General features: G+C 64.4%; 18 protein-coding genes. 9 read left to right on the top strand and 9 right to left on the bottom strand.

All coding sequences use genetic code 11. From position 1 onward, the window contains the following. Window positions 1-199: 199 nt before the first annotated feature. Complete coding sequence (locus ACVOMB_RS18340; RefSeq protein WP_481532496.1) at window positions 200-388, bottom strand: heavy-metal-associated domain-containing protein; 189 nt, start codon at window positions 386-388, stop codon at window positions 200-202. A 131-nt stretch (window positions 389-519) separates the two neighbouring features. Between ACVOMB_RS18340 and ACVOMB_RS18335 the strand changes: the two genes are divergently transcribed. From ACVOMB_RS18335 to ACVOMB_RS18320, 4 genes are all read left to right on the top strand, one after another. Continuing rightward, a complete protein-coding gene (locus tag ACVOMB_RS18335) occupies window positions 520-3,012 on the top strand; it encodes a heavy metal translocating P-type ATPase (RefSeq protein WP_481532495.1) in 2,493 nt (830 codons plus the stop codon). 6 nt (window positions 3,013-3,018) lie between these two features. Further along, window positions 3,019-3,492 carry a Cu(I)-responsive transcriptional regulator gene (cueR, locus tag ACVOMB_RS18330; RefSeq protein WP_481532494.1) on the top strand — a complete coding sequence of 158 codons (474 nt, stop codon included), beginning with the start codon at window positions 3,019-3,021 and terminating at the stop codon, window positions 3,490-3,492. 210 nt (window positions 3,493-3,702) lie between these two features. Then, complete coding sequence (locus tag ACVOMB_RS18325) at window positions 3,703-4,278, top strand: OmpO family porin (protein WP_481532493.1); 576 nt, start codon at window positions 3,703-3,705, stop codon at window positions 4,276-4,278. 293 nt (window positions 4,279-4,571) lie between these two features. Beyond that, window positions 4,572-5,030 carry a hypothetical protein gene (locus tag ACVOMB_RS18320; RefSeq protein ID WP_481532492.1) on the top strand — a complete coding sequence of 153 codons (459 nt, stop codon included), beginning with the start codon at window positions 4,572-4,574 and terminating at the stop codon, window positions 5,028-5,030. Window positions 5,031-5,197: 167 nt separating this feature from the next. Here the strand turns inward: ACVOMB_RS18320 and ACVOMB_RS18315 are convergent, their stop codons facing one another. Then, window positions 5,198-5,668, bottom strand: coding sequence for a YehS family protein (locus ACVOMB_RS18315; protein WP_057626481.1), 471 nt, complete (start codon window positions 5,666-5,668; stop codon window positions 5,198-5,200). Window positions 5,669-5,850: 182 nt separating this feature from the next. Here ACVOMB_RS18315 and ACVOMB_RS18310 point away from each other — a divergent pair, with 182 nt between their 5' ends. Continuing rightward, the gene (locus tag ACVOMB_RS18310) at window positions 5,851-6,174 is read left to right on the top strand and encodes a DUF6122 family protein (protein WP_481532491.1); all 324 of its coding nucleotides are present in this window, start codon (window positions 5,851-5,853) and stop codon (window positions 6,172-6,174) included. A gap of 103 nt (window positions 6,175-6,277) precedes the next feature. Here ACVOMB_RS18310 and ACVOMB_RS18305 read toward each other — a convergent pair whose 3' ends face one another. Then, on the bottom strand, window positions 6,278-6,733 hold the full coding sequence (locus ACVOMB_RS18305) for a hypothetical protein (protein ID WP_481532490.1): 456 nt from the start codon (window positions 6,731-6,733) through the stop codon (window positions 6,278-6,280). 93 nt (window positions 6,734-6,826) lie between these two features. Next, window positions 6,827-7,321: a lipocalin family protein gene (locus ACVOMB_RS18300; protein ID WP_481532489.1), complete on the bottom strand. Its 495-nt coding sequence runs from the start codon at window positions 7,319-7,321 to the stop codon at window positions 6,827-6,829. A gap of 191 nt (window positions 7,322-7,512) precedes the next feature. Here ACVOMB_RS18300 and ACVOMB_RS18295 point away from each other — a divergent pair, with 191 nt between their 5' ends. After that, window positions 7,513-7,761 (top strand): hypothetical protein, encoded by a 249-nt coding sequence (locus tag ACVOMB_RS18295; RefSeq protein WP_481517812.1) that lies wholly within the window; start codon window positions 7,513-7,515, stop codon window positions 7,759-7,761. Between the two features lie 87 nt (window positions 7,762-7,848). Continuing rightward, complete coding sequence (locus ACVOMB_RS18290) at window positions 7,849-10,269, top strand: DUF3772 domain-containing protein (RefSeq protein WP_481532488.1); 2,421 nt, start codon at window positions 7,849-7,851, stop codon at window positions 10,267-10,269. Between the two features lie 165 nt (window positions 10,270-10,434). Here the strand turns inward: ACVOMB_RS18290 and ACVOMB_RS18285 are convergent, their stop codons facing one another. Then, complete coding sequence (locus tag ACVOMB_RS18285; protein WP_481532487.1) at window positions 10,435-12,534, bottom strand: phosphoglycerol transferase I; 2,100 nt, start codon at window positions 12,532-12,534, stop codon at window positions 10,435-10,437. Between the two features lie 428 nt (window positions 12,535-12,962). After that, the gene (locus ACVOMB_RS18280) at window positions 12,963-14,657 is read right to left on the bottom strand and encodes an ABC1 kinase family protein (protein ID WP_481532486.1); all 1,695 of its coding nucleotides are present in this window, start codon (window positions 14,655-14,657) and stop codon (window positions 12,963-12,965) included. A 134-nt stretch (window positions 14,658-14,791) separates the two neighbouring features. Here ACVOMB_RS18280 and ACVOMB_RS18275 point away from each other — a divergent pair, with 134 nt between their 5' ends. Further along, window positions 14,792-15,700, top strand: a complete 909-nt coding sequence (locus ACVOMB_RS18275; RefSeq protein WP_481532485.1) for a DUF808 domain-containing protein — start codon at window positions 14,792-14,794, stop codon at window positions 15,698-15,700. Window positions 15,701-15,853: 153 nt separating this feature from the next. Here ACVOMB_RS18275 and ACVOMB_RS18270 read toward each other — a convergent pair whose 3' ends face one another. From ACVOMB_RS18270 to ACVOMB_RS18260, 3 genes are all read right to left on the bottom strand, one after another. Beyond that, the gene (locus ACVOMB_RS18270) at window positions 15,854-16,516 is read right to left on the bottom strand and encodes a hypothetical protein (protein WP_481532484.1); all 663 of its coding nucleotides are present in this window, start codon (window positions 16,514-16,516) and stop codon (window positions 15,854-15,856) included. A gap of 4 nt (window positions 16,517-16,520) precedes the next feature. After that, window positions 16,521-17,051, bottom strand: coding sequence for an RNA polymerase sigma factor (locus tag ACVOMB_RS18265; RefSeq protein ID WP_481532483.1), 531 nt, complete (start codon window positions 17,049-17,051; stop codon window positions 16,521-16,523). A 67-nt stretch (window positions 17,052-17,118) separates the two neighbouring features. Then, window positions 17,119-18,660, bottom strand: a complete 1,542-nt coding sequence (locus ACVOMB_RS18260; protein ID WP_481532482.1) for a GGDEF domain-containing protein — start codon at window positions 18,658-18,660, stop codon at window positions 17,119-17,121. A 118-nt stretch (window positions 18,661-18,778) separates the two neighbouring features. Here ACVOMB_RS18260 and ACVOMB_RS18255 point away from each other — a divergent pair, with 118 nt between their 5' ends. After that, window positions 18,779-19,411 carry an NAD(P)H-binding protein gene (locus ACVOMB_RS18255; protein ID WP_481532481.1) on the top strand — a complete coding sequence of 211 codons (633 nt, stop codon included), beginning with the start codon at window positions 18,779-18,781 and terminating at the stop codon, window positions 19,409-19,411. Window positions 19,412-19,554: the final 143 nt, after the last annotated feature.

The following is a 19,554-nucleotide window of genomic DNA, read 5'->3' as shown; positions in this document are numbered from 1 at the left end:
CGGGGCCGGGTCCGCCGGGTTCGCCGCCCTGTGTTTTCCCCCGCGCGCTTTTCGTGTTCTGGGGCCTTTGTGTTTGTGTGCCCGCGTTAACCCCGCGAAGCCGATGTTCCATGGCGATCCGGCAATTCCATGCGCCGGAAGTCCACCAGCTTCGCGGCTTACGCCGCTCCTACAAACCACAAATCATGGAGCGCGGCGCTTACTGCGCCGGGAAGCCCGCTTCCGCCAACGCCTTGGTGAAGCTTTCCACCGGCAGGCTGGATTCGATCTTCACGTTCCTGCCGGGCAGGTCGATGTCGATGCTGGCGGCCGGGTCTACATCCTTGACCGTGGCGGTCACGCTGCGTGCGCAGCCGCCGCAGGTCATACCTTCGATATGCAGTTTCATGGGGTTTCTCCGTTGGGGTGCGGTGAGCATGAAGCTTGCCATGATGGCAAGGTCAAGCGATAAAGAACGCTTGACCCTCCCATCGTTGGAAGCTTTAAGGTGCCTCCAACAATAAAAATGGAGACGTGCCGATGAGCAGCATCGCCAGTCCGGGCAAGCAGAAAGCCGGCCCCGCCACCGAAGATCTGATGATCGAAGGCATGACCTGTGCCTCCTGCGTGGGCCGAGTCGAGCGTGCGCTGAAGGCCATCCCCGGGGTCAGCCAGGCCAGCGTCAATCTGGCCACCGAACGCGCCAGCGTGCAGACCGACGGCAGCGTGCCGCGCGAGGCCTTGGTGCAGGCGATACACAAGGCCGGCTACGAGGTCACCGCGCCCGCCGCGCAGGAATTGTTGATCGAAGGCATGACCTGCGCGTCCTGCGTGGGCCGTGTCGAGCGCGCGCTGAAGGCGGTGCCGGGCGTGCAGTCGGCCAGCGTCAACCTGGCCACCGAGCGCGCCAGCGTGCAGGGCACAGCCGATCCGGCCGCGCTGTTGGCGGCGATCGAAAAGGCGGGCTATACGGCCAGCGTGATCGGCAGCGCCGGCAGCAACGAGGATCAGCAGGCGCAGCGCCATGCCGATGACCTGCGCGTGCTCACCCGTGATCTGTGGATAGCCGCGGCGTTGAGCTTGCCGGTATTCCTGTTGGAAATGGGCGGGCATCTGGTGCCTGCCTTCCATCATTTCATCGCAGGCACGCTGGGCACCCAGAACAGCTGGCTGCTGCAGTTCGTGCTGGCCACGCTGGTGCTGGTGTTCCCGGGCCGCCGTTTCTACCAGAAGGGCATCCCGGCCCTGCTGCGCGCCGCACCGGACATGAACTCGCTGGTCGCGGTAGGCACCTTGGCCGCCTATGGTTACTCGCTGGTGGCGACCTTCCTGCCCAAGCTGCTGCCGGCCGGCACGGTCAACGTCTATTACGAAGCCGCCGCGGTCATCGTCAGCTTGATCCTGCTCGGCCGCGTGCTGGAGGCCAAGGCCAAGGGCCGCACCTCCGAGGCGATCAAGCGCCTGCTCAAGCTGCAGGCCAAGACTGCACGCGTACGTCGCGATGGCAGCGTGGTTGAGCTGCTGTTGGAGCAGATCAGCAGCGGCGACGTGATTGAAGTCCGCCCGGGCGAGCGCATCGCGGTGGATGGTGAGGTTGTCGACGGCGACAGCTATGTCGATGAATCGATGATCAGCGGCGAGCCGGTGCCGGTGCAGAAGGCGCCGGGCAGCAATGTCATTGGCGGCACCGTCAACCAGACCGGCGCGCTCGGCGTGCGTGCCACCGCCGTCGGCGGCGCAACCGTGCTGGCGCAGATCATCCGCCTGGTTGAACAGGCGCAGAGCGCCAAGCTGCCGATCCAGGCCATGGTTGATCGCATCACCCTGGTGTTCGTGCCGATCGTGATGGGGCTGGCGCTGCTGACCTTCGCGGTGTGGCTGATCTTCGGCCCCGAACCGGCGCTGACCTTCGGCCTGGTCAATGCGGTGGCGGTGCTGATCATTGCCTGCCCGTGTGCGATGGGGCTGGCGACGCCAACCTCGATCATGGTCGGTACCGGCCGTGGCGCCGAGCTGGGTGTGCTGTTCCGCAAGGGTGAGGCGCTGCAGCTGTTGAAGGAAGCGCAGGTGGTGGCGGTGGACAAGACCGGCACGCTGACCGAAGGCCGCCCGCTGTTGACCGATCTGCAACTGGCCGATGGTTTCCAGCGTAGTGAGGTATTGGCACGCGTGGCCGCGGTGGAAGACCGCTCCGAGCATCCGATTGCCCGCGCCATCGTCACTGCGGCACAGCAGGAAAACCTGCAGTTGCCGGCAGTGGAGGCCTTCGAATCGGTGACTGGCTACGGCGTGCGTGCGAATGCGGATGGCGTGCGTGTGGAAGTCGGTGCTGATCGTTTCATGCACACGCTTGGGCTTGATGTGACGGTATTCGCTGCCGAGGCACAGCGCCTGGGCGAAGAGGGCAAGAGCCCGCTGTACGCCGCATTGGATGGGCGTCTGGCGGCGATCATCGCGGTCTCCGACCCGATCAAGTCCGATACCCGTGCCGCCATCGCCAGCCTGCACGCGCTGGGCCTGAAGGTAGCGATGATCACCGGCGACAATCGCCGCACCGCTGAAGCCATCGCGCGCCAGCTCGGCATCGACGAAGTGGTTGCCGAAGTGCTGCCGGAAGGAAAAGTCGACGCGGTACGTCGGCTCAAGGCCGAGCACGGTCGCCTGGCCTATGTCGGCGACGGCATCAACGACGCCCCAGCCTTGGCCGAAGCCGATGTCGGCCTGGCGATTGGCACCGGCACCGATGTGGCGATTGAAGCGGCCGACGTGGTGCTGATGTCCGGCAGTTTGCAGGGTGTGCCCAATGCCATCGCGCTGAGCAAGGCGACGATGGGCAATATCCGCCAGAACCTGTTCTGGGCCTTCGTCTACAACGCCGCCTTGATTCCGGTGGCGGCCGGTGTGTTGTATCCGGTATGGGGCATCCTGTTGTCGCCGGTGTTCGCGGCCGGTGCGATGGCCTTGTCATCGGTGTTCGTACTGGGCAATGCGCTGCGCCTGAAGCGCTTCCGCGCCCCACAGATGGAAGCCTGAGGAGTGATGACGATGGAAGAGGGCATGAACATCGGCCAGGCCGCCAAGGCCTCGGGAATCTCCGCCAAGATGATCCGCTACTACGAGGACATCGGCCTGATCGGGCCGGTGGCGCGCACCGATGCCGGTTACCGTCTGTACGCACCGCGCGACATCCACACGCTGGGCTTCATCAAGCGCTCGCGTGACATGGGCTTCAGCGTGGAGCGTATCGGCGAACTGCTGGAGCTGTGGCGCGACCGCTCGCGCCACAGCGGCGACGTCAAGCGCATGGCGCTGGAGCATGTGCAGATACTGCAGCAGCGCATCGCCGAGCTGCAGGGCATGGTGCAGACCGTGCAGGCGCTGGCCAATTGCTGCGCCGGCGATGACCGCCCGGATTGCCCGATCCTGCGTGATATCGAGACCGGCGTGCCGCTGCACGGCGAAGCGTTGCCGACCACCTTTGGTGGCATCAGCACAGGTAAACGCACGCGCTGATTGCAGCGTGAATTTGCATAAATGAACAAAATGCGAGGTGCGCGCGCTGCGCGCGTGCCAGAAACAGGCTGAATAAAAGCCTAAAATCGCTGTTTTATTGCGTGGCCGGTTTCAGGGTTTGTTGGGGCGTCTAACGGAAAACTTACATCCGGACGCAGACAGCTGTTTGCTGTCGTGCCATCAAGCTCAGTAATGCAGAGGTAGTACCCCATGAAGACTTCGTTGATTGCCCTGGCGCTGGTTGCCGCCCTCCCGTTCGCCGCTTCGGCTGCTGACGGCCTGTCCTACAACTATGCCGAAGCCGATTACGCCAAGACCTCGGCCGACGGCAAGGCTGAAGGCTGGGGTGTAAAGGGTTCCTACGCGTTCCTGCCGAATTTCCACGCGTTTGGCGAATACACCCGTCAGGAAATCTCGCGCACCAACCTTGATATCGAGCAGTGGCGCGTTGGTGCTGGCTTCAACAAGGAAATCGCACCGACCACCGACTTCGTTGCTCGCGCTGCTTACGAAAAGTACGACGAGAAGTTCGCCCAGGGCCTGGATTTCAACGGCTACAGCGCTGAAGCTGGTATCCGCACTGCATTCGGCAAGCATGCCGAGGTGTATGCCATGGCAGGTTACGAAGATTTCAGCAAGAAGCACGGCATCAGCCCGGAAGGCGACTTCTACGGCCGTCTTGGTGGCCAGGTGAAGTTGAACCAGAACTGGGGCATCAATGGCGACATCAAGATGTTCAACAACGGTGACAAGCAGTGGACCGTGGGTCCGCGCTTCAGCTGGTAATACGCACTGACGCTTTGGCGTCATGTAGCGAAGGGAGGCCCGGCTTATGCCGGGCCTTTTCTTTTGGTTTTGGTTTGAGTTTTTTAGCTAAAAGCCTCCCCTCACCCCAACCCCTCTCCCGCGCGCGGGAGAGGGGCTCGCATTGCTTGCGCTCGTAGTGCACTAGCCCCTCTCCCGCCTGCGGGAGAGGGGTTGGGGTGAGGGCAAGCTCTTGCTCTGCTTCATGTAACACCACTGCAACCAAACTGCAGCAAAGTGCGCCTCAACCGGCACCGGCCGGAAGGACCTTGAGAATGAAAACCCGCCTGCTGCTCGCCGCAATGCTGTTGTCGACAACCCCGCTGGCCTGGAGCCAGCAGCGCGATTACCTGCCACTGGAGCAGCGTCTGAGCGCCGAGCAGCTGCAGCAGGTCGGTCTGAGTGCGCAGCAGCTGCAGCTGCTCAACCGCATGCTCAGCGAAACCACCCCGACAGTCGCAGCAAGCCCGCAGCAGCCCGCGCCGGCGCCGATGCAGATCGGTCTGGAAGAAGGTCCCGTGCACAGCCGCGTGCAGGGCGTGGTGGAAGGCTGGGAGCCGGGCACGGTGTTCGTGCTGGCCAACGGCCAGCAATGGAAGGTGCTCAAAGGCCAGATGCGCCTGCGCAACACCTTGCAGTCACCAGAGATCGCAGTGATACCGGGCATTGCCGGGCGCTGGTTCCTGCAGGTGGACGAAGACCTGCCGAAGGCGCGCGTTTACCGGATTCTGTAGACGTCAGGCCGCGCGGGCTTCGTGTGGATTTTGTGGGAGCGGCGTAAGCCGCGAAGCCACAATTCCCTTCGAAGCAGCGGATAACGCCATATCGGCCGAAGAGAATCTCCGGCGCCGATGCATCGTCAGCTTCGCGGCTTACGCCGCTCCCACATCCCACAGTCGCTTTACGCCGGCCGCACGCGCTGGGTCAGGCCCTTGAGGAAATTGCGCAGGGCCTGGTCGCCGCATTCGCGGTAATTCTTGTGGTCCGGCTGGCGGAACAGTGCCGACAGTTCCGGCTTGGACATCGGGAAGCCGGCGGCCTCGAAGATCGCATGCATGTCCATGTCCTTCAGTTCGAAGGCCACGCGCAGCTTCTTCAGCACGATGTTGTTGGTGATGCGCTTTTCCGGCGGACGCTGCGGCTGCGATTCGTCGCGACCACGGTAGTGGTAAATCAGGCCGTCCAGGAAGCGCGACAGCACCGCATCCGGGCAGGCTTCAAACAACGGCTCGTCGTCCTTGCGCAGGAAATCGTGCACCTGTGCCGCATCCACCTCGAAGCTGGGATCGGCCAGATGAATGGTGTCCACCACCATGCTGTCGCTGAGGTCGAGCATGTAGCGGATGCTGCGCAGTACGTCGTTGTTGATCATTGCCACTCCGGAACCACCGCGGCGGAGATGCCGGCGGGGGCATAGTGTAACGCCGCACCGGCGGGGCCCCAGCCTACAATCGGGGCTGGTTCAGCAAAATCAGCCCGCATGCACCCTCACGCCCCTGTTCCTGTGCCGCCCATCTGGGCCCGGTCTGCCGCGCTGTCGTTGGCGGGCCGGCAATGAGTTCACGCGCGATCCTGCACCTGTGCCTGCATGTGGCGGTGCCGGCCTTACTGGCCTGGTTGTTCTGGCGGCCGCAGTTCGGCAAGGCCTGGATGTTGCTGCTGCTGGGCTGGGTGATCGACCTGGACCACCTGCTGGCCGACCCTATCTACGCCCCCGGTCGCTGCAGCATCGGCTTCCATCCGCTGCATACCGCGCCGGCCATCGTGCTTTATGCGGGGTTGACCCTGCCCAAACGCACCCGTTTGTTCGGCATCGGCCTGCTGGTGCATATCGCGCTGGATGCGCTGGATTGCCTGTGGATGCACGCCGGGCGCTAGGCCGGCGCTCACCAGCCGCTGACAAGTGGTGTGCAGGCGGCTTACCAGCCGCTAGGAGTGGCGTGGGGCGGCTTACCAGCCGCCCGGAGGGGTGGGGGGCGGCTTACCAGCCGCCCCAGGGGCCGGGGCCAAAGCCCGGGCCCGGGCCGTAGCCATAGGAGCCGGGGCCTTCGCTCTTGCTGAGATGGATGTTCAGGTTCACCCGACGGCTCTCGCCCTCGTCGGTGTTGTAGTTCTTGCCCAGGTTCAGGTCTACGGCCTGCCAATTGCTGTTGCCGTAGGCCTTGGAATAGCCGATGCCGGCGCTGACCGCGCCATGCACCTGCAGTTTGTCGTCCATCACCTGGGCACCGGGGCTGTCCTTCTTCTCCAGCCCGCGGCCGCTGTGGTCACCGTAGTAGGTGCCCGGCGCGTCGCCCTTGTAGGTTTCGCCGAGGTAACGCAGCGGTGCCTGCGGCAAGCTCAGGTCCAGCCCGCTGGTTGCGCTGCCAGCATCATCCTGCGCCATGGCAACGGCGGGGGCCAACAACAGGGCGGCTATCAGGGATGTGCGGATCATGTTGCAGGTGCTCCGGTACGGGGGCCGCGCCGTGATGGCGAGGCAACATGGACGCTACCAGAAAAGGCTTGAACGATGGCTGTCAGATCCTGCTCAGGCGGTGGGATGGTCGGTATGCGGGGTGTGGATCAATGCCGAGGTATCAAAGCCCTGCTGTTGTGCGTAGGCGATGTAGTGATCGCGGGTGGTGGCATCCATCTGCGGCAGGCGTGCGAGCAGCCAAAGGTATTTGCGGTCCGGGCTGCCGACCAGGGCGGTGGTGTAGGCAGCGTCCAGCTGCATGATCCAGTAGTCACCCTTGCTGAAGGGAATCCAGCGCAGGCCCTCGGGCAGGAAGCTGACCTCCAGTTTGCTGTTGCTCTCATCGATCGGCTTGGCCTGGCCGATGGCTTCCTCCAGGTTGCCGCGGTGCAGGCAGCGGTTCTGCACGCGTACGCTGCCGTCTTCGTTGAGCGAGTAGTGCGCGGTGACGTCGGTGGCGTCTTCGGGCTCGAAGCGGATGGGCAGGCGGGCAACTTCGTACCAGATACCCAGATAGCGCTGCAGGTCTACATTCGGCACGGTGGCAAGGGGAGGGTGTTGACTCATGGATGACCTCATCGGCGTTCGCGCAGATTGCTGCGCCGGGCGTCCAGCTATAGGGCAGCAATGGTTAAGCGTTTGTGCCCGGAGGGTTGTTTCGCCGTTGTCGGCATCCCGGCATTCAGATACGGCAGGTTCTTCGCGCCGGACAAACATGGCTGCGCTAGGCTGCTGCCATCCGTAGACGGGAGTCCGCCATGTTTGTCGTGATCCTGCTCAAAGGGCAGAACCGCTATGCGCGCGAGCGTTGGGAACAGGTGCCTGAAGTAGTCGAGTACGAAGGGCATGGTTTCTCGTTGCGGGCTGGGCCACGCCAGCCGCTGCCGACCCACCAGCAATGGGAGCAGGTGGCGGTGTACGCCCCGGATGAGCTCACCGAGGAAGAGTTCCAGGAAATCTACGAGCTCAACCGCAGCCATATCGCCGAGCTGGCACTCAAGTACTGAGATGCTGGAGCTGTTTCGCAGGATGTTGGCGCGCGCTGACATATAGTTCGCGCAGGCGCGGTGGTCCGCGCGATCCGGTGTCTGCCCTTGCTTGCTCAACGTTTTTCACGCCCGCTGCGCGCATTGTTGTTGGTTCTTCTGGTTGCCTTGGGTGGTTTGGGCGCCAGTGGCGTGGTCTGGGCGGCGCCGGATGGTATTGCCGCCGACCTGAGCCCGCAGGCGCGTATCGAACAGGCCTCGCGCACCGTCGCAGCGGTCAAGCGTGCAGTCAACGATGCCGATGCACCGGAAACCCTGAAAACCCTGGCCGAACGCGCCAGCCAGGCGCAGCGCGAGGCCGAGGCCAGCGTTGCCGCGCTGCAGCCGGAGCTGAGCCAGCTCGATGCCCGTATCGAACAGCTTGGGCCGGCGCCCGAGGGCGGCGAAGATGCCGGTATCGCCCGCCAGCGCAAACTGCTGGACCAGCAGCGCAGCCAGATCGATGCCGACATCAAGCGCGGCAAGTTGCTGGCCGAGGACGCCAAGCAGGCCAACGAGTCCATCGAGAAAATGCGCGCCCAGCAGTTCGGCGAGCAACTCGGTCGCAAGGTGGCCTCGCCGTTGTCGCTGGCACTGTGGCGCGAGTTTGGTGAGCATCTGCCCGACGATTTTGCTCGCTTCCAGTCGTTGTACCGGCAGGCCAGCAGTGCGCTGCTGAAAGCGGCCGGCAAGCAGGGCTGGGGTATGCCGCTGCTGGGCGCCTCGCTGGCCTTGTTGCTGCTGTTCCCGCTGCGCATCTGGTTGCGCCACCTTGGCCGGCGTTACGCGGCGTCCGAGCGCGCCCCGGATGGCCGCCTGCGCCGCACCGGTCTGGCGGTGTGGTTGCTGCTGGTTGGCACCCTGCTGCCGGGGTTTGCCGCCACCGTGCTGATAGCCAGCCTGCAGGCAATCGATGCGATCGCGCCGCGGCTGGAATCGGTGGCCAATACCTTTGTTGCCGCCACCTTTGTCGCCGCGTTCATCGGTGCAGTGGCAGCCAGCCTGCTGGTGCCGTCGCGGCCGACCTGGCGGCTGCTGGATATCGATGATGTCGCCGCCGCCCGCCTGCGCCGCTTTGCCTGGGGCGCGGCCAGCCTGACCTGGTTGACCATGCTGCTGCGTGAGGTCAATCGTGCGGCGCGTACCTCGGCAGTGGGCACGGTGACCCTGGATGGTCTGATCGCACTGACCTACGTGGTGCTGATCATGAGCATGCTGGCGACGCTGGCCGGCCTGCATCGACGCCGCGCGGCTGAGGCTGCACAGGCGGAAGCAGAGAACACCAGCAGCGGCCGTTCGCCGCGTGCACCGCGCAGTGGCTGGCTGATCGTGGCGCGCTTGGGTGGCTACCTGAGCATCTTCGCCGCACTGGTGGCGACCCTGCTGGGCTACCTCAACTTCGCCATGTTCACTGCCCAGCAGATGGTGTGGGGCACGGTGATCGTGCTGGCGACCACCTTGTTGACGCGCTTTGCCGATGATTTCGCATTGTGGCTGTTGGCACCGGAAAGCGCGGCCGGGCGCATGTTGCGATTGTCCACGGGTCTGTCGGCCAGCCGCCTGGAGCAGGCTGGTGTGTTGCTGTCGGCGATCTCACGGGTTGCGCTGGTGATGCTGGGCATCACCGCCTTTGTTGCACCGTTCGGCAATGTCAGCGCCCTGTATGGCTGGCTGGAACGACTGTCGGCCGGCATCAAGATCGGCGGCAGCCTGCTGACGCCGAGTTCTATCTTCAGCGCGCTGCTGGTGCTGGCGTTGGGCCTGACCCTGATGCGGGTGGTGCAGCGCTGGCTGGTGGATACCTATCTGCCCAAGACCGAGCTGGATATCGGCGCGCGTAATTCGATCAGCACCGTGGCGCATTACCTCGGCATCGTGCTGGCCGCGCTCTGGGCCCTGGCCGCGCTGGGCATTGGTTTTGAAAAGGTGGCCTTGCTGGCCAGCGCCTTGTCGGTGGGTATCGGTTTCGGTCTGCAGGCGATTACCCAGAACTTCGTTTCCGGCCTGATCCTGCTGGCCGAGCGGCCGGTGAAGATTGGTGACTGGGTCAAGATCGGTGATCAGGAAGGCGATATCCGCCGCATCTCGGTGCGCTCGACCGAGATCCAGGTCAGTGATCGCTCGACCTTGATCGTGCCGAACTCGGAACTGATCACCAAGACCATCCGCAACATGACCATGGCCAATGCACTGGGCCGCATCCAGGTGCAGTTCTCGGTGCCACTGGGCACCGACATGGGCAAGCTGCGGACCTTGATGCTGGGGATCTATGCAGCCAATGAAACAGTGCTGATCGATCCGGCACCGTCGTTCTTCATCGATTCGATCAGTGGCGGCCAGGTGGCGGTGAACAGCCTTGCCTACGTGTCGTCTTCGCGCAATGTGTACGGCACCCGCAGCGAAGTGCTGTTTGCCTTGCTGGAGCAGACCGCCGCCGCTGGCATAGCACTGTCCACCCCGACCGACATCCATCTGGTACGCGATCCGTAGTGCCGAGCCATGCTCGGCAGGGGCTTTGCCCGGAACGCATAAGGGTGTGGTGTGGGAGCGGCGTAAGCCGCGAAGCAGATGGTCAGTCAGATTGCACGAATTCTTGGCGCTGCAGCATTCCTGGCTTCGCGGCTTACGCCGCTCCCACAAACACAAAAAGCGGGATCACGACCTCGGGTGATCGCCGCTTGGCACCAACGCATAGTCATCGATAGCCAGCTGCTCGGCATGGTTGAGCCAGGCGCGGATCTCCAGATCATCGATCTCCTGGTCCACGCCCAGTGGCATGCGGATGCGGCCTTCGCTGTCGGGCTGTACCCATTGCTGGGCCACCACCACATTGCGCTTTGACGCTACCGCTTCCACCCAGAAACCGCGTTGCGGACGCTGCGCCGCATACAGCTCCAATACGTATTGGCCAGGGCTGGTATGACGCGGCTGGCGGCTGATCATGCGTGACTGACGCACGCTCGGACGTGGCCCGCTGAAGGCTTGCAGGGGCGCATCCACGGCGATGCCACGGCGCAGCTGCGCATCGCGGTATAGACGCATGCCCTGGTCGCTGTCGAGCAGCAGCGCGCACCATTGGCCATCGGCCGAACCGTCTTCAAACGCGGTGCAGCGATCGACATAGGCCAGACGGTGCTGCGGATCGGCTTCCTCGAACTTACGCGAAGTGTTTTCCAGGTACACCGATTTCAGATCCCACTGCTGGTCGTATTCGAGCAGCACCGGCGGCTGCACCTTCTGCACCCCGACCAGCACCTGATCGTCATCCAGTCGCAGCATGCGCGTCTGTTCGCCCAGCCACAGCGAACGTGCAAATGCGCTGTAGCGTGCGTAGCTCCTCGTATCACCACTGGTAGCCGCTACGCTGGCACTGGCCGCAGGCGTCGGCCTCAACAGCGAGCGGCCAAAACCAATCGCATCGATGGCCGGATCCAGCAGCTGCAGCGCGGTAGCGCCTGAATCCAGGGTGGTGCCCGCGGCGACGCTGATCTGTCGTGGCTGCAGCTTGTTGCCAAGGAACAGCAACAGGTTCTCGCGCTTCTGCTTCTCCAATACATGGCTCAGGTCATTGGGCATGGCCAGATGATCGGAGGCCACCACCACCAGTGTGTTGTCGGCGAACTGGCTGCTGCGGATGCGATCGACCAGACGTGAGATCAAGCGATCACTGCACTTGAGCGCATTGAGCAGGCCGATGTTGCCGTGCGCGCTGCGGTAGCGTGTGTTCTTGCAGGCCACCGGCAAGTGCCCGGCCGGGTGGTGGGTATCCATGGTCAGTGCAGTCAGCATGAAGGGCTGGCCACGCGCGGACAGTTCAAGGAAGCGTTCGTAGGCCTGCTCCAGCAGCACGTCATCGTGCACGCCCCAATTGGAAAAATGCCGCTTGGCGATGTTCTGCTGCTGGAACCATTCCAGATCGCGCACGTCGTCGAAGCCGTGCGAGTTGAGGAAGTCAGCCTTGGCCGCGAACTGGCCGTTGGCGCCGCCCAGGTAGTGGTTGCTATAGCCCTGCTGCTTCAGATAGTCGCCAAGGCAGAACGCTTCAGGCAGGAATCGCCCCATCCGGCCCATGCTGTTCTCATCACCCTGTGCGGTGGTCAATGGCACGCCACACATCGATGACACCAGCCCGGCGATGGTCCAACCGCTGCCATCGGCCGAGGCGATATTACGGAAATCCAGACCCTCGCCAGCCAGCCGGGTCAGGTTGGGCATCAGCCCGGGGAACACGTCCTCGTTGAAGTAGGTGCGTTCCAGGCTTTCGCCGTAGATCCAGACGATGTTGGGCCGCTGCGCCAGTGGCTTCGATGGCAGCTGGTATTCGGCGGCCACCGCGCTGTAGTCCACCGGCTGCATCTGCAGATAGATGCGCTTGGCATCGGTATACAGCGGGCTGAGCATCAGCGTTGTCAGCAACAGTGCGGCGAAGCCGCCGAACACCGCCACGCCGTGACGTGGCCGCTGCAGGCGACGCACGCGCAGCAACAGCAATGGTGTCAGCGAGATGATTACCAGGCCGATGAAACCGATGATGTAGGCACTGAAGTCGCCAACGCCGGCGCCTTCCATGTCGCTGCGCAGGTGGTACAGCGTGGCCGAGTTGATGCCGTCGCCACTGAGTTTGTCTATCAACCACCAGCTGCTCAGTGCCAACAGCAGCAGCGACAACAGGCCGGCCTTCAGGCGGGCCAAGGTGGGTGACAACATCAACAGTACAAACAGTGCTGCCAGAGACAGCCAGATGATCCAATGCATGCGGTCACGTGGGTAGTGGAGACAGGGGCGACGGCCGCGGCCGTCATCGCTCTACACACTGTTGTTTCAGTGCTGTGGCAGAAGCATCTGGATCTTGCCTGCCGTAACCTGACTGAAATGTTGGGACAGCGCAGCTGCATTCATCATCAGTTGCGTGCGCTATGCATTGCGCGCTGGAGGCTGTGAGAAGTGGTGAGAGAGTGTGCTTTTCAGCCTGATTTCAGCGGTTGGCAACTTCTGCTGGCGCTGCTCGCATTGCAATGAAATTGACGCGTAGCCGGGATTGGAAATGATCGAAGGAATACAGAATGTGCCTGCTTGCGCAGGATCAAGGTTGGTGTGCACCTGCTTTTTTGTTGCGTGAGTGCATGCTCCGTGAGGTCCCGGGCGCACTGCACTTACCCGGGCTACCGATGCCGCATCCATGCTCAGCGATGGCCGCGCTCTTCGCGGGCACGCGCCCTGGTGCGTCGATCAAACAGTATTGAGCTGACGATCAGCCCAAGGCCGATGAATACACCCAGCAGGAACAGCAGCATTGCGAAGGCTGGATAGCCAAACAGCGTCCAGTGCGTTGGTACGCGCATCAACAGTGTCGAGGACAGCAGCAACGCGGCGGTGATCAAGCCGGCGGCGATGCGGTTGGCGACCTTCTGGATGTTCTCCATCAGCCGCGATTCGTCCAACCCGGTGACCTTCATCTGCAGCCGGTTCTCGGCCAGCACGCTGAGGATGTCGGACATGCGACGCGGGCCATTGCGCAGCAGCTGCTGCAGCTCCATCGCCTCGCTGGCCAGGTTTGCCGCCGAGAATGATTTGCGGAAGTGTGCGCGCATCACATGCTGCAGCTGCCGTTCGACGACCTTGCGGGTTTGCATCTCCGGCGCCAGGAAGCGGCACACGCCTTCCAGATTGAGCAATGCCTTGCCGAGCAGGCTCAGCTCCGGTGGCGTGCGCAGGTTGCTGGAGGTGGCGATGCGTACGATCTCCAGCACCACATGGCCTTCGGACAAAGTGCCGTTGGCGGCGTAGCGGGCAATCATCTGCCCGGTCTCGCGCAGATAGCGCTCCTCGTCGTAGTCCTCAAGGCGGGTGCTGATGCCGATGATCTCGTCGGCCACTTCCTCGCCGCGCCCATCCACTGCGGCAAATAACACCTTGAGCAGGCGCTGGCGCAGCCGCGGCGGCACGTGCGCGACCATGCCGAGGTCAAAGATCGCCAGCTGGCCCTCGGGGGTCACGCGCAGATTGCCAGGGTGCGGGTCGGCATGGATCTCGCCATGCACGAAGATCTGGTCCAGGTAGCCGCGCACCAGCGCGGCAGCCAGCGGCACCATTGATTGCTCGGTGCGGCGCACCGGTGGGATTGCATCCACCCGCACGCCTTGCACCAGTTCCATGGTCAGCACCCTGCGCCCGCACAGGTCCCACACCGGCTGCGGTATCCACAGTTCGGGGTACGGCGCGAGGTGCTGGCCGAAGCGGGCCAGATTGGCCGCCTCGGCCTCGTAGTCCAGCTCCATCCGCAGGGTCTTGGCGAACTCACCCAGCCAGTCGGAGAAGCGCACCTTGCGGCCGACCCGGGTCAGGTGATCGGCGGCGGTGGCAAAGCTGCGCAGCACACCGATGTCCGAACGCAGCTGCGCGGCGATATCGGGTTTCTGCACCTTGACGGCGACCTGCCGGCCATCGTGCAGCTCGGCCTGGTGGACCTGGGCGATGGAGGCGCTGCCCAGCGGCTGAGGGTCGAACCAGGCAAACAGCTTGCTGACCGGCGCGCCCAGGTCGTCCTCGATCACCGCGCGGATCTGTTCGACCGGAATCGGCGCGACTTTTTCCTGCATGCGCTCAAGCGCGGCCACGTACTCGGGCGGAATCATGTCCGGGCGGGTCGACAGCACCTGGCCCAGTTTCACGAAGGTGGTGCCCAGCGCTTCCAGATCAGCGACGAACTGGGTGGGGTTGCCGCTGGCCGGCGGCTTGCCCAGGCGCGGGATTTCGCCATCCAGCGAGATGCCGGAGAACACCCCGGAATGGCGGTAGCGCAGCAGCAGGCGCACGATCTGCTGGCGCCGGCTGAGGCCGCCGACGGTGGTCGGGCTGTCACTGCTGGTCGGGTCCATCAAGCGGGGGTCTTCCTGGCGGCCGAGCCTGCAGTGTGGCCGTTGCCGGGTTGCAGATGGGTGAATACGCACCGAACGGTCTGCGAATGAGTGAGAATCCTCCCTTCCCCTGTCCTATGACCTTACGGTGACCCATGGCTGGAGCCAGCCTGTTTGCCCTGCTCGACGATATTGCCGCGTTGCTGGATGACGTCTCCATCCTGACAAAGGTCGCTGCCAAGAAGACCGCTGGCGTGCTCGGTGACGATCTGGCCTTGAACGCGCAGCAGGTGACCGGCGTCAATGCCAACCGTGAGTTGCCGGTGGTGTGGGCGGTGGCCAAGGGCTCACTGGTCAACAAGGCGATCCTGGTGCCGGCGGCCTTGGCGATCAGTGCATGGCTGCCGTGGGCGATCACCCCGCTGATGATGATCGGCGGTGCCTTCCTCTGTTACGAAGGCGTGGAAAAACTGGCGCACAAATTCCTGCATTCCAAGGATGAGGACGACGCGCACAAGGCCGAACGCTTGAAGGCCATCGCCGATGAAAAAGTGGATCTGGTCGCGTTCGAAAAGGACAAGATCAAGGGCGCGGTGCGTACCGACTTCATCCTGTCGGCGGAGATCATCGTGCTGTCGTTGGGAGTGATCTCGCATGCGCCTTTCAGCCAGCAGGTGGTGACCTTGATCGCGATCGCGCTGGGCATGACGGTGTTCGTCTATGGCCTGGTCGCCGGCATCGTCAAGCTCGATGACATCGGCGCGTGGTTGCTGGACAAGGGCCGCGCGCTGGCTGCGTTTGGACGCGGCCTGCTGTATGCCACGCCGTGGTTGATGCGCGGTCTGTCGGTTGCCGGTACTGCGGCGATGTTCCTGGTTGGCGGTGGCATCCTGGTGCACGCGATTCCGGCCCTGCACCACTTCGTGATCGGGCTGGCGCCGGCCAACCTGGAATGGCTGGCCAATGCACTGGGCAGCATGGTGGTGGGCATCATCATCGGTGCGGTGGTGCTGACCGCGGTGACCATGATCCAGCGTATGCGCGGGGCAAAAGCCGCGCATTGAAGCCCAGCGCTTCTGCCTTGATTGTGGGAGCGGCGTCAGCCGCGAAGCAGGTAATGCTTCAGGCATCATCAATGGTGCCTGCATGCCAGGTATCTGACGGATTGTCTGCTTCGCGGCTGACGCCGCTCCCACAAAGCAGCAGCACAGCTGCAATTACTGCAGGCCCTGCTGCAGCTCCCGCAACTGCTGCTGCGCGCGGGCCAGCGATTGCCCGGACAGGCTGTCCAGCAGTCGCTGTAGTCGATGGCTGGCCGGCAAACGCCGCATCGCACCGCGGGCAGCCCAGACGCTGCCCAGCATCACCACTACACCAAACCCCAGGGTGCCGAGGAACCACACCGGCGCCATCGCATACAGGTCCAGGCCCAGCCATTGCACGCTGGCCCACTGCAGGGCCAGCAGCCATAGGCAGAACCACGGCAGGCCCAGGCCAAGCTCGCTGAGCGCGGTGAAGCGGCGTAGCCGCGCCAGTCGTTGCTGCTGGATCAGCACCGGTGCCTCGGCAGCATCAGCACGCATCGCCAACAAGGCGCGGGTCATCGATACCCAGATCGCGGCGATACCGTAGAGGTGCAAGGCCAGTCCGGTCAGCAGCAGCTGCGGCGTCTGGCGGTGTTCAACCCAGAAGCTTGCCGCCAGCACGGTGACTACGATCCACACCAGCAGCCAAGTCAGTTGCAGGCCGCTGAACCAGCGCAGGCGGCGCTGTACGCTGGCTTGGCGCGGTTGCTGCCAGGCCTGCAGGGCTTGTACTTCCAGCTGATCGATACGTTGTGCCTGCTGTGCCCAGGCGGCTTTGAGTTCGTCGAGTTCCATGGTGTCAGTCTCGCGAGGTGGGGTCGAAGTGGCTGCGCAGTTGCTGGCGCAGCCGATGCAGACGGGTGGCGGCGTTGCTGGCGCTGATTCCCAGCACCTCGCCGATTTCGCGGTGGCTGCATTCGTCCAGGTGCAGCAACAGCAATGCGCGATCCAGCGCCGGCAAGCGGTGTATCAGCTGGTTGAGCTGGGCCAGGCTGGCGTTGTCCTCGGCGTTGTCGGCAACGCTGGCCAGGTCGTCATCCAGCGTTATGTCGCTGTGGTATTGCCGGCGCAGCTCACGGCTGCGCAGCTGCGAAATGGCGGTGTTCAAGGCGATGCGATACAGCCAGGTGCTGAACTGTGCGCGCTGCGGATCAAAGGCTGGAAATGCCCGCCAGGCCTGGGTGCTGATTTCCTGGATCAGGTCGCTGCGGTCGTCGCGCTGTACGCAATAGCCGCGCGCGACCTTGAGCACGATGCCCTGATGTTGGGCCAGCAGCAGGGCAAAGCGTTGTTGCAGCTCGGCGATGGGGTCGGTCGCAGTGATGTCCATGCCCGGGTGATTCGCACCAGCGCAGCAAATATCACAGCCGTGAGCCGATTGTCGTTGCTGCCACCGCTCAGGCGGCGGGCAGGACCTGATTGCGGCCTACGCGTTTGGCCGCATACAGCGCCTGGTCGGCGCGCTGCAGCAGGGCCTGCAGGGCTTCGCCGGGCTGGGCCTGGGCGACGCCGGCGCTGAAGCGGACCTGCACGCGCTGTTCTTCATGCAGGAACGGGCGTTGCGCCAGCTGCTGCTGCAGTTGTTGCAGGGTTTCCAATGCTGCGCCGCGGTTGAGCCCGGGCAGCACTAGTACGAACTCGTCGCCGCCGAGGCGGGCGATGCAGTCGCGGCCGCGCAGGCGTTGCTGGGTCACCGCCACCAGATGGCGCAGGGCCTGATCGCCGCCGGCGTGGCCATGCTTTGCATTGGTCTGGCCGAAGTGGTCCAGGTCGATCATGGCCAGGCTTAGTGGCGTGCTGTGGTCGGCGAGCAACTCGCTGAGTTGCTGCTCCAGGCCGCGGCGGTTCAGGGCGCCGGTCAGCGGATCGGTACGCAGCTGGCTGCCGGCTTCTTCCAGCTCGCGCTCCAGCTGCTGCACGCGCTGCTCGGCGGCCTTGGCCTCGGCGCGGGCATTGGCCAGATGGTCACGTGCACGTGCGGCCTGCTCCTGCACCCGCGCGGTGTCCTGCAGCACGTCCTGCAGCAGCTGGGTGAGGTCGGAGATGCTGCGGGTCTGGCGCACGGCAACGGCATAGCTGGCAATGCGATCGTGGAACTCGCCGGTCTCGGTGACCATGCCGTCCACCTGCTGCACGAAATCCACCATCAGGTCCTTCATCGCCTGCTTGGATTGATCGATGCCCTCGCGTAGCAGGCCTTGCCGATAGATCACTTCGCGCAGATCGTTGCGGGTCTGCTCCAACGAGCTGGCGTCCAGTGGCCCGGCCAGCAGCTGCCGGATCGAGCGGATCTGGCCTTGCAGCCAGCTGTCGCCATCGAGCAGCTCGGAGATGTTCTCCAGCAGCATGTCGAACAGGTTGAGCAGCAGGTCGCGCTGTTCCTGCAGGCTGTTGCTGCGCACGCCGACCTGATGGCAGAGCTCGCGCAGATGCATGGCGACCGGCTGCAGGGGCTGGCCACTGCGCCAGCTGCGCAGTTCCTCGCCCATGCGCTGGGCCTGCTGTTCCAGCTCCGGCGACTGCTGCATCAGGCTGGCCAATACCGCGCCGAGGGTGTCGCGCAGCATGTCGCGCAGCTGCTCGGCCTGGCTGTTGCTGGTGTTGGAGGCTTCCAGTTCAACGGTGCGGATGTACTTGTCGATCAACTGCCGCAGCAGGCGACCGTAGCGTTCCCAGTCCTGCTCGGCCTGGGCGCTGTGCAGACGTTGGCCCATGTCGCCGAGTTCGCCGGGCAGGGTGCACATGCCCTGGGCGAAGGCGGCCAAGACGGTTTCCGGCGCGTTTGCGCCGATGAACAGTCGCTGCAGCATCGCCATGCCACCGCCCCCGTTGGCTACCACCTCGACCGCCGCAGCCGCCTGCGGCGCGGACCGCCGCGCCAGGATGCGGCCCAGCCCGCTGCTGCGGGAGGTGGAGGAGTCGTCGGGGCTGTCGGCCATTGCGCAGGGGTCCGGGCGGGTTGTGGCCGCGCCTGTGCGCAGCCGGAGGTGGTGTCCAAGCCCCATTATCGGCAAGGTAGCAGCCGGCTTGAATGGCAGCCGATCACAGGAGCACATCATGCGGGTATTGCTGGCTGGCGCGACCGGCCTGGTTGGGGCGCAGGTATTGCAACGGTTGCTGGCCGAGCCGCGCTGCAGCGGCGTGGTCGCACCGACCCGGCGCGCGTTGGCGCTGACCGACCCCAAGCTGCTCAATCCGGTACTGGATTTCGCCGAGCTGGCGACGGTGGCGCAGGGCTGGCAGGTGGATGCGGTGATCTGCGCACTGGGCTCGACGATGAAGCAGGCCGGCTCGCGTGAGGCCTTCCAGCAGATCGACCATGGCTATCCCTTGGCGATCGCGCGTGCGGTACATGCCAATGGCTGCGAGGTGTTTGCCTTGAACTCGGCGGCGGGCGCCAATCCGCGCTCGCTGGTGTTCTACAGCCGGGTCAAAGGTGAGTTGGAACAGGACCTGCGCGCGCTGGGCTTCGTCTCGTTGACGCTTGTTCGCCCGGGCCTGATTGGTGGCGACCGCACCGAACGGCGGGCTGGTGAGCATCTGGCCAGCGTGGTGTTGGGGGCGCTGGCGCCGGTGCTGCCGCGTGCTTGGCGGATCAATCCGGCCACGCGGATTGCCGACGCGCTGGTGCAGGCGGTGTTGGATCCGCAGCCGGGAGTGCGGGTGGTGGGGGCGGCGGAGTTGGTGTGAGTTCCTGCTGAGGTTGGTTGGTTTGTGGGGGCGGGGGGGGGGGGGGGGGGGGGGGGGGGGGGGGGAGGCCCGGGGGGGGGGGGGGGGGCGGGGGGGCCGCCCACACCCGGGGCCCGGGGCCCCCGCGCGGCGCCGCCGCCCCC

This window comes from Stenotrophomonas sp. STEN018 (genome assembly GCF_056760235.1).
Note: the sequence above shows the minus strand (reverse complement) of the source record. Positions and strands in the feature narration are given on the sequence as shown.

Coding starts and splice junctions, on each gene's coding strand:
- ACVOMB_RS18340 (WP_481532496.1), bottom strand. CDS start 388: ATGAAACTGCATATCGAAGGTATGACCTGCGGCGGCTGCGCACGCAGC.
- ACVOMB_RS18335 (WP_481532495.1), top strand. CDS start 520: ATGAGCAGCATCGCCAGTCCGGGCAAGCAGAAAGCCGGCCCCGCCACC.
- cueR (WP_481532494.1), top strand. CDS start 3,019: ATGACGATGGAAGAGGGCATGAACATCGGCCAGGCCGCCAAGGCCTCG.
- ACVOMB_RS18325 (WP_481532493.1), top strand. CDS start 3,703: ATGAAGACTTCGTTGATTGCCCTGGCGCTGGTTGCCGCCCTCCCGTTC.
- ACVOMB_RS18320 (WP_481532492.1), top strand. CDS start 4,572: ATGAAAACCCGCCTGCTGCTCGCCGCAATGCTGTTGTCGACAACCCCG.
- ACVOMB_RS18315 (WP_057626481.1), bottom strand. CDS start 5,668: ATGATCAACAACGACGTACTGCGCAGCATCCGCTACATGCTCGACCTC.
- ACVOMB_RS18310 (WP_481532491.1), top strand. CDS start 5,851: ATGAGTTCACGCGCGATCCTGCACCTGTGCCTGCATGTGGCGGTGCCG.
- ACVOMB_RS18305 (WP_481532490.1), bottom strand. CDS start 6,733: ATGATCCGCACATCCCTGATAGCCGCCCTGTTGTTGGCCCCCGCCGTT.
- ACVOMB_RS18300 (WP_481532489.1), bottom strand. CDS start 7,321: ATGAGTCAACACCCTCCCCTTGCCACCGTGCCGAATGTAGACCTGCAG.
- ACVOMB_RS18295 (WP_481517812.1), top strand. CDS start 7,513: ATGTTTGTCGTGATCCTGCTCAAAGGGCAGAACCGCTATGCGCGCGAG.
- ACVOMB_RS18285 (WP_481532487.1), bottom strand. CDS start 12,534: ATGCATTGGATCATCTGGCTGTCTCTGGCAGCACTGTTTGTACTGTTG.
- ACVOMB_RS18280 (WP_481532486.1), bottom strand. CDS start 14,657: ATGGACCCGACCAGCAGTGACAGCCCGACCACCGTCGGCGGCCTCAGC.
- ACVOMB_RS18275 (WP_481532485.1), top strand. CDS start 14,792: ATGGCTGGAGCCAGCCTGTTTGCCCTGCTCGACGATATTGCCGCGTTG.
- ACVOMB_RS18270 (WP_481532484.1), bottom strand. CDS start 16,516: ATGGAACTCGACGAACTCAAAGCCGCCTGGGCACAGCAGGCACAACGT.
- ACVOMB_RS18265 (WP_481532483.1), bottom strand. CDS start 17,051: ATGGACATCACTGCGACCGACCCCATCGCCGAGCTGCAACAACGCTTT.
- ACVOMB_RS18260 (WP_481532482.1), bottom strand. CDS start 18,660: ATGGCCGACAGCCCCGACGACTCCTCCACCTCCCGCAGCAGCGGGCTG.
- ACVOMB_RS18255 (WP_481532481.1), top strand. CDS start 18,779: ATGCGGGTATTGCTGGCTGGCGCGACCGGCCTGGTTGGGGCGCAGGTA.